General features: G+C 59.9%; 7 protein-coding genes and 1 tRNA gene. 7 read left to right on the plus strand and 1 reads right to left on the minus strand.

The annotated features are described in order from the left end of the window. Positions 1 to 7: 7 nt before the first annotated feature. A tRNA-Gln gene (locus J7G73_RS11435) sits at positions 8 to 81 on the minus strand. A 228-nt stretch (positions 82 to 309) separates the two neighbouring features. Between J7G73_RS11435 and J7G73_RS11440 the strand changes: the two genes are divergently transcribed. From J7G73_RS11440 to J7G73_RS11470, 7 genes are all read left to right on the plus strand, one after another. Next, complete coding sequence (locus J7G73_RS11440; protein ID WP_087292335.1) at positions 310 to 1,386, plus strand: 6-phosphofructokinase; 1,077 nt, start codon at positions 310 to 312, stop codon at positions 1,384 to 1,386. A 368-nt stretch (positions 1,387 to 1,754) separates the two neighbouring features. Next, positions 1,755 to 4,382: a valine--tRNA ligase gene (locus tag J7G73_RS11445; RefSeq protein WP_291246339.1), complete on the plus strand. Its 2,628-nt coding sequence runs from the start codon at positions 1,755 to 1,757 to the stop codon at positions 4,380 to 4,382. Positions 4,383 to 4,564: 182 nt separating this feature from the next. After that, on the plus strand, positions 4,565 to 5,326 hold the full coding sequence (locus J7G73_RS11450; RefSeq protein ID WP_291246340.1) for a VanZ family protein: 762 nt from the start codon (positions 4,565 to 4,567) through the stop codon (positions 5,324 to 5,326). After that, a complete protein-coding gene (locus J7G73_RS11455; RefSeq protein WP_291246341.1) occupies positions 5,298 to 6,575 on the plus strand; it encodes a folylpolyglutamate synthase/dihydrofolate synthase family protein in 1,278 nt (425 codons plus the stop codon). The genes J7G73_RS11450 and J7G73_RS11455 overlap by 29 nt, the downstream gene beginning before the upstream one ends. Before the next feature lie 118 nt (positions 6,576 to 6,693). Next, positions 6,694 to 6,990: an anti-sigma factor antagonist gene (locus J7G73_RS11460; RefSeq protein WP_291246342.1), complete on the plus strand. Its 297-nt coding sequence runs from the start codon at positions 6,694 to 6,696 to the stop codon at positions 6,988 to 6,990. A gap of 16 nt (positions 6,991 to 7,006) precedes the next feature. Continuing rightward, positions 7,007 to 7,441 (plus strand): anti-sigma F factor, encoded by a 435-nt coding sequence (gene spoIIAB, locus J7G73_RS11465; protein WP_291246343.1) that lies wholly within the window; start codon positions 7,007 to 7,009, stop codon positions 7,439 to 7,441. A gap of 39 nt (positions 7,442 to 7,480) precedes the next feature. Continuing rightward, a complete protein-coding gene (locus tag J7G73_RS11470; RefSeq protein WP_087180856.1) occupies positions 7,481 to 8,155 on the plus strand; it encodes a sigma-70 family RNA polymerase sigma factor in 675 nt (224 codons plus the stop codon). Positions 8,156 to 8,506 lie beyond the last annotated feature (351 nt).

An 8,506-nucleotide genomic window follows, 5' to 3' on the forward strand; every position in this document is an offset into this window, starting at 1 on the left:
CTATTTCTGGTTGGAGAAGAAGGATTCGAACCCTCACAAACAGAGTCAGAGTCTGTCGTGCTACCCTTACACAATTCTCCAATATTCATTTGCCGGAGCGTCTTGCCCCAACGATAATTTATTATAGCACTGAACCGGAAAATGTCAACCACTTTTTTCAATTTTTTTTACGGTTCTTTTTCCGCAAAAAGATTGACAAACCACCAAAAAGGGCGATACTCTAAAAAAAGAAAATGCATGCAGTTTTTGACACAGAGTCAAAGGCTGATCCCGGCGGTTTGGCCGGGCTGAGAGGGAGGAATTGGAACTATGAAAAAACGGATCGGTATCCTGACATCCGGCGGCGACTGCCCCGGCCTGAACGCCACCATTCGCGGCGTGGCAAAGGCGCTGTATCAGCGCATGGGCGACGATGTGCAGATCGTGGGCATCACCAACGGTTATTCCGGCCTGATCAACGGCCAGTGGCGTGACATGGAGCCGGAGGAGTTTTCCGGTATCCTGACCATGGGCGGCACCATTCTGGGCACCAAGCGCACCCCCTTCAAGCTGATGCGGGTCATCGGCGAGGACCAGGTGGACAAGGTGGCCGCCATGAAGAAGAACTACGAGGAAATGAAGCTGGACTGCCTGCTCTGCCTGGGCGGCAACGGTACCCATAAGACTGCCAACCTGCTGGCTCAGGAGGGCCTGAACGTGATCGGCCTGCCCAAGACCATCGACAACGACATCTACGGCACCGATGTGACCTTCGGCTTTCACACCGCTGTGGACATCGCCACCGAGGTGATCGACCGCATCCACACCACCGCCTCCAGCCATCGCCGCTGCATGGTGGTGGAGCTGATGGGCAACAAGGCCGGCTGGCTGACCCTGTACGCGGGCGTGGCCGGCGGCGCGGACATCATTCTGATCCCCGAGATGCCCTATAACATTGATAATGTATGCGCCGCAGTGGAGCGCCGTGCCTCTCAGGGCAAGACCTTCTCCATCCTGGCGGTGGCCGAGGGTGCCTTCGACAACGAGGAAGCCCGCATGAAGAAGAAGGAGCGTGCTGCCCGCCGCAAGGAGCAGGGCTACACCACCGCCACCAACCGCATTGCGGCCCAGATCGAGAAGATGACCGGCTTCGAGACCCGCGTCTGCGTGCCCGGCCACATGCAGCGGGGCGGTTCGCCTTCTGCCTACGACCGTGTACTGGCCACCCAGTTCGGCACCTACGCCGCAAAGCTGGTGGAGCACGAGAAGTACGGCGTGACCGTTGCCATGCGCAACAATCATGTCACCGAGAACCCGCTGGACGAGATCGCCGGCAAGAGCCGACTGGTTCCGGACGGCCACGGCATGCTGGAGGTCGCCCGCCGCATGGGCATTTCTCTGGGCTGACCGGGGGTCTGACCGGCTTTTGCGCTGCAGTGATTGACGCGGCGGCCGGATGTTGCTATAATCATTATTACAAATGCGCTGAAAAAGAGGGCGCGCGGCAATGCGTTTTGGAAAAGAGAGCCGGGGGCAGGTGAAAGCCCGGCAGAACGCGCCGGGTGCTGTCGCTTTTGAGCAGGCGGGGTGAACCTTCAGTAGCCTCTGCCCGTGCCGCCCGCGTTAAGGGCTCCGAGTGGCTGCCGGTTTTCGGCGGCAATTTGGGTGGTACCGCGGTATTGTATTGTTTTGTACAGGCCGTCCCAAGTGTGAACACACGCCTGGGGCGGCCTTTTTGTTTGCCCCGGCAGCAACCGAAACAGGAGGGAAAATCAATGAAAGAACTGGAAAAATTGTATGATCCCGCCCGCGTGGAGGACGACATTTATGCCTTCTGGCTGAATGGCGGCTACTTCCACACCAAGGCGGATAAGAACAAAAAGCCCTACACCATCGTGATGCCGCCGCCGAACGTGACCGGCCAGCTGCACATGGGCCATGCCATGGACGAGACCTGGCAGGACATCCTGATCCGTTACAAGCGCATGCAGGGCTACGCCGCCCTGTGGGTGCCCGGCACCGACCACGCCTCCATCGCCACCGAGGCCAAGGTTGTGGCCAAGATGAAGGAAGAGGGTCTGACCAAGGAGATGCTGGGCCGCGACGGCTTCCTGGAGCGCGCCTGGGCCTGGAAGAACCAGTACGGCAACCGCATCGTGAGCCAGCTGAAGAAGCTGGGCTGCTCCTGCGACTGGGACCGCGAGCGCTTCACCATGGACGAGGGCTGCAGCAAGGCCGTTCTGAAGGTCTTTAAGTATCTGTACGATAAGGACCTGATCTACCGCGGCGAGCGCATCATCAACTGGTGCCCCCACTGCAAGACCAGTATCTCCGATGCCGAGGTGGAGTATGAGGACCAGGAGGGCAGCTTCTGGCACCTGAAGTACCCCATCGTGGGCACCGACGAGTTCCTGATCCTGGCCACCACCCGTCCCGAGACCATGCTGGGCGATACCGCCGTGGCCATCCATCCGGACGACGAGCGCTACAAGCACCTGCACGGCAAGAAGGTTCTGCTGCCCCTGCTGAACAAGGAGATCCCCATCGTCACCGACACCTATGTGGATATGGAGTTCGGTACCGGCGTGGTGAAGATCACCCCTGCTCACGACCCCAACGACTTCGAGGTGGGCCAGCGCCACAACCTGCCCATCGTGAAGGTGCTGGACGAGACCGCCCACATGACCGCCGATTGCGGCAAGTACGCCGGCATGGACCGCTACGAGGCCCGCAAGGCCATCGTGGCCGACCTGGAGGCGGGTGGCTATCTGGAGAAGATCGAGCCCCACGCCCACAACGTTGGTACCTGCTACCGCTGCGGCACCACCATCGAGCCCATGGTTTCCAAGCAGTGGTTCGTGCGCATGGTGCCCCTGGCCGGTCCGGCCATCGACGCGGTGCGGGACGGCCGCATCAAGTTCGTGCCCGAGCGTTTCGACAAGCAGTACTATCACTGGATGGAGAACACCCGCGACTGGTGCATCAGCCGTCAGCTGTGGTGGGGCCATCGGATTCCCGCTTACTACTGCGACGCCTGCGGCGAGGTGCATGTGAGCGATGAGCCCATGATCACCTGCCCCAAGTGCGGCGGCGCCCTGCGTCAGGATGAGGACACCCTGGACACCTGGTTCTCCAGTGCCCTGTGGCCCTTCAGCACCCTGGGCTGGCCGGATAAGACCGAGGACCTGGATTACTTCTATCCCACCAACACCCTGGTCACCGGCTACGACATCATCACCTTCTGGGTGAGCCGCATGATCTTCTCCGGTCTGGAATACACCGGCAAGGTGCCCTTCGACACCGTGCTGATCCACGGCCTGGTGCGCGATGCCCAGGGCCGCAAGATGTCCAAGAGCCTGGGCAACGGCATCGACCCGCTGGAGATCATTGCCCAGTACGGCGCCGACGCTCTGCGCCTGACCCTGGTTCTGGGCTCCACCCCCGGCAACGACATGCGCTTCTCCGATGAGAAGATCAAGGCCAGCCGGAACTTTGCCAACAAGCTGTGGAACGCCACCCGCTTCGTGATGATGAACCTGCCCGAGGACTTCCAGGCCGGTCTGCCCGCTGCGGACAAGCTGGATCTGAGCGACAAGTGGATTCTGTCCACCCTGAACAATCTGGCCCGCACCGTCACCGACAATCTGGACAAGTTCGAGCTGGGCCTGGCTGCCCAGAAGGTGCAGGACTTCATCTGGGAGGTTTACTGCGACTGGTACATCGAGATCGCCAAGGTTCGCCTGAACTCCACCGATCCCGAGGAGGCCGACAACGCCCGCAAGGTACTGGTATACGTGCTGACCCAGGCGCTGAAGCTGCTGCATCCCTTCATGCCCTTCATCACCGAGGAGATCTACCGCGCTCTGCCCGGCACCTCCGAGACCATCATGACCGAGCAGTGGCCTGTGTTCACCGAGGAGCTGAACTACGCTGCCGAGGAGGCCGACTTTGAGAAGCTGATGGACTACATCAAGGCGGTTCGTACCATCCGCGCCGAGATGAACGTGCACCCGGCCAAGCGCAGCAGCATGATCATCGAGACCAGCGAGACCGAGGCCTTCCGCCGCGGCGGCGACTACCTGGCCAAGTTTGCCTTCGCCACCGACGTGACCCTCACCGAGAAGTACACCGGCGACACCGCCGGCATGGTGCAGGTTATCACTCATGCGGCCCGCGGTTTCATTCCCATGATGGAGCTGATCGACCGGGAGAAGGAACTGGCCCGTCTGAACAAGGAAAAGGCCGGCGCCGAGAAGGAGATCGGCATGTTCAGCCGTCAGCTGAGCAACGAGGGCTTTGTGAACAAGGCTCCCGCCAATGTGGTGGAGGAGATCCGCCAGAAGCTGGCCCGCGCCCAGGAAAAGCTGGCCCGCGTGGAGGAGTCCATCGCGGCTCTGGGCTGAGAAATTCCCGGAATAATTGTAAAAAATCCATGAAAAAGGAGCCCGGTTTGCACAAAACCGGGCCCTTTTTTCGTATAACAGACAAGACCCGGGATATTCCAGGGTTTGACAGATGTGCTATAATGGCGGAAGACACAAGGGAAAGTATTGTTTGCATCATATTCATTAGGAGGGATGGATTTTTGTATCAGAAAAAACGTACGAGCCCGTTTACAATCTTTTTTCGGATTCTTTTCACTGCCTGTCTGATCTACAGCGTGGTGTTCATTTTTCAAAACTCTCTGCAGATCGCAGAGCAGTCCAGTCTGCGCAGCGAGCAGGTGCAGCAGGTGGTCAACGAGGTGGCCGGTACCGTGGGCCTTGGCCCCTTCAGCCTGCTTGTGGTCCGCAAGATGGCACACTTTGCCGAATTTATGATGATGGGTTTTTGGTTCATGCTTTGCCTGCGGGTGTATACCCGCCACTTCATCAAGCATGTGAGCTGGCCGTTGTTTCTGGGTCTTGGTACCGCGGTGACCGACGAGACCATCCAGCTGTTTGTGGATGGCCGCGGCTCCAGTGTGAAGGATGTATGGATCGATTTTGCCGGTTTTCTGGTGGGTCTGTTCGTGGCACTGGTGATTCTGATGTTCTGCCGCATGTGCGTGATTCTGTTCGTGCATCGGCACGATGATGAGGAACTGGTGCAGCCGGAGCCGCAGCCCCGACCGGCAAAAAAGCGGCCTGCCCCCAGCCCGGCACCCCAGCCTCAGGAGGAGTGGGACGAGGAGCCGGAAGAGGAATGGGAGGAGGAACCCCTGCCTCAGTACCAGCCGCCCGCACGCCCGGCCCGTCAGGCCGCCCGGCGCGCACCGGACCCTCAGCCCCGGTGGGAGCCGGTTCCCCAACAGGAGAAAGAGGAGGAAGAGGAAAGCTATGACACCAGCATCGAGATCGAATACTGAGTGGCTGCAAAGCCTGCCCCGTACCAACGGAAAGCCCGGGGTGGAGGGGATGCGTCAGCTGCTGGCCAAGCTGGGTGACCCGCAGAATTATCTGGATTTTGTACATGTGGCGGGTACCAACGGCAAGGGTACCGTGTCCACCCTGACGGCTAATATTTTAAAAGAAGCCGGGTATAAGACCGGGCTGACCATCTCTCCCTACGTGCTGGACTTCCGGGAGCGGATGCAGATCAACGGCGAGATGATCCCGGCGGATACACTGGAACAGGTGGCGGGTCAAGTGCGGGCTGCCGCCGCGCAGCTGGACGAGGAGCCGGTGCAGTTCACCGCGGTCACCGCGGCGGCGCTGCTCTGGTTCTATCAGGAGCAGTGCGACCTGGCGGTGCTGGAGACCGGTGTGGGCGGAAAAAATGACGCCAGCAACGGGGTGGACAACACCCTGGTGGCGGCCATCACCCGCATCGACCTGGACCACACCGAGGTGCTGGGCGACACGCTGGAAGCCATCACCCAGGAGAAGGCGGGCGTCATCAAGCCCGGCTGCACCGTGGTTTGCTATCCGCTGCAGGACCCCGAGGCACAGAAGGCCATCGTGGCGGAGTGCATCCGCCAGAAGGCGGAGCTGGTGCAGCCCCAGCCGGAGGATTTGAACCTGCCCGAAGAGCCCCAGCCGCTGACCAATCCCTTCTCCTATGGCGGCTACGAGGTGGAGCTGCCCTTCCTGGGCGCGCACCAGAGCTGCAACGCGGCCATGGCGGTGGAGATCGCTCTGGCCCTGTGGCGCAAGGGTTACGAGATTCCCGATGAAGCCATTCTGAGCGGCCTGGAGACCGCCCGGTTCCCGGCCCGCATCGAGGTGCTGCGCAAGGATCCGCTGGTGATTCTGGACGGCTGCCACAACCCGGCGGGGGCCAAAGCCCTGGCGGGCGTGCTGTGCACCCATACCAAAAAGAAGCCGGCGGCAGTGCTGGGCGTTCTGGCGGATAAGGCGGCTGCTCAGATCCTGGAGGCGCTGGCCCCCTGCTTTGATACCATTTATACCGTGACGCCGCCCTGCCCCCGGGCCATGGAGGCCAAGGAGCTGGCGGAGCTGGCCCGCACCGTGGCCCCCAAGGCCAAGGTGACCGCCTGCACGGATCTTGACCAGGCGTTGGATCAGGCGCTGGCCCATACAAATGGCGTGGTGGTGTGCGGCTCGCTGTATCTGGCGGCCCAGGCCCGGCCGGAGCTGCTGAAGCGGCTTGCTTAAAAATTCACCGCAGCTGACTGGTTGCGGCAAAATATTCACCCAAGACCCCGTATATTGGTAAGTGCCAAGAATACGGGGTCTTTTTTTGCCCCCAAAAGGACGTGAAAGGAGAACGGAAATGGCACAGGTGATGTTTACCAGCGCAGACGATGTGCTGGTGGCCTACTTGAGCGGCGAGATCGACCATCATTCCGCCCAGATGCTGCGCCAGCAGATCGACGCGGAGCTTTCGGCACGGATGCCCGCCCGGCTGATTCTGGATTTCGGCGGGGTGACCTTCATGGATTCCTCCGGTGTGGGGCTCATTCTGGGTCGCGCCCGGCGGATGCAGGCCACCGAAGGGCAGCTGGTGGTGCAGCAGGCGCCGGACTCAATCAAGAAGATGCTGGATCTGGCCCGTGTGGAATATCAATAGAAGAGGAGAGGCAAGTATGAAAGCCTATAACCTGATGAAAATCAGCTTTTATTCCCGCAGCGTGAACGAGGGCTTTGCCCGGGGTGCGCTGGCGGCCTTTCTGGCCCAGGCGGACCCCACCGTGCCCGAGCTGGCGGATATCAAAACCGCGGTGAGCGAGGCGGTGACCAACTGCATCGTCCATGCCTACCCCCAGCAGGTGGGGCTGGTCTATCTGACCGCGGCTTTGTATGAGGGCGGTCTGGTGAAAATTACGGTGACCGACCGGGGCGTGGGCATTCCGGATGTGGAAAAAGCCATGCAGCCCATGTTCACCACCGGCAACCCGGAGGAACGGGCCGGACTGGGCTTTGCGGTGATGAAGAGCTTTATGGATAAGGTGCGGGTGACCAGCACACCGGGCAAGGGCACCCGGGTGGTGATGAGCAAGACCCTGAGCACCAAACAATGATCCCCCTTTTACATAAGAGATAGAAAGGGGAAGGAAAGCATGCCCACAACACTTGGCCCACGGGAGGAATTCATTGAAAATAATTTGGGGCTGGTCCACGCCTGTGCCGGCAGGTTCCGGGGCAGGGGCGTGGAATATGACGATCTGTATTCCGCGGGCTGCATGGGACTGATCAAGGCTTACGACGGATTCGATCAGGAGCGCGGGGTGCAGTTTTCCACCTATGCGGTGCCGGTAATTCTGGGCGAGATCAAAAAGCTCTTCCGGGACGGGGGAACCGTCAAGGTGAGCCGGTCGCTCAAGGAGCTGGGCCTGCGGGTGAGTGCTGCCCGGGAACGGATGATCAAACAGAACGGCTGCGAGCCCAGCGTGAGCCAGCTGGCCCAGGCGGTGCAGGCAAAGCCGGAGCAGGTGGCCCTGGCCATCCGCGCCAGCCAGCCCGCGCTTTCGCTCACCCCGGCGGCAGAGGAGGAGGGCGGCCGGGAGGTGGACATCCCGGTGGAATCCCCGGAGGAGGAGCTGGCGGACCGCATCAGCCTGCAGGAGGTGCTGGCCACCCTGCCGCCCCAAGACCGGCAGCTGATCTTTCTGCGGTTTTTCTCCGGCAAGACCCAGAGCGAGACCGCAAAGGTACTGGGCACCACCCAGGTACAGATCTCCCGCAGGGAGCGGAAGATATTGCAGAATCTGCGGGGGCAGCTGCTGCAGGAATAAGGATTTCAGGAGGCTTTAGATGACCTCCTGAAATTTTTTGAATTTTTTTGTCGAAAACGCTTGCGTTTTGAAAATAGGTGTGGTATTATAACTGAGCCGTCAACGACGGCAAGCCGCTCGGAAGAGCTTGAAAAAATATTTCAAAAAAGTGCTTGACAAACAAGACTTGATGAGATATAATAAACAAGCTGTCCCGCGAGGGAGAGCGGCACAGGACCTTGAAAATTGAACAATATCGAAGCTTGAACGGAGCCTTATCGTGATGGAAAATCACGTTAAACAATTCCAATATACAAGTAATTCGTGGATGCAAGCGTTATTGTATCTGAGAAATTACAGCGATTTAATTCA

Origin of the sequence: Allofournierella sp., assembly GCF_017889395.1 — a bacterium.
Lineage (GTDB): Bacteria > Bacillota > Clostridia > Oscillospirales > Ruminococcaceae > Allofournierella.

Coding starts and splice junctions, on each gene's coding strand:
- J7G73_RS11455 (WP_291246341.1), top strand. CDS start 5,298: ATGACACCAGCATCGAGATCGAATACTGAGTGGCTGCAAAGCCTGCCC.
- spoIIAB (WP_291246343.1), top strand. CDS start 7,007: ATGAAAGCCTATAACCTGATGAAAATCAGCTTTTATTCCCGCAGCGTG.
- J7G73_RS11440 (WP_087292335.1), top strand. CDS start 310: ATGAAAAAACGGATCGGTATCCTGACATCCGGCGGCGACTGCCCCGGC.
- J7G73_RS11460 (WP_291246342.1), top strand. CDS start 6,694: ATGGCACAGGTGATGTTTACCAGCGCAGACGATGTGCTGGTGGCCTAC.
- J7G73_RS11445 (WP_291246339.1), top strand. CDS start 1,755: ATGAAAGAACTGGAAAAATTGTATGATCCCGCCCGCGTGGAGGACGAC.
- J7G73_RS11470 (WP_087180856.1), top strand. CDS start 7,481: ATGCCCACAACACTTGGCCCACGGGAGGAATTCATTGAAAATAATTTG.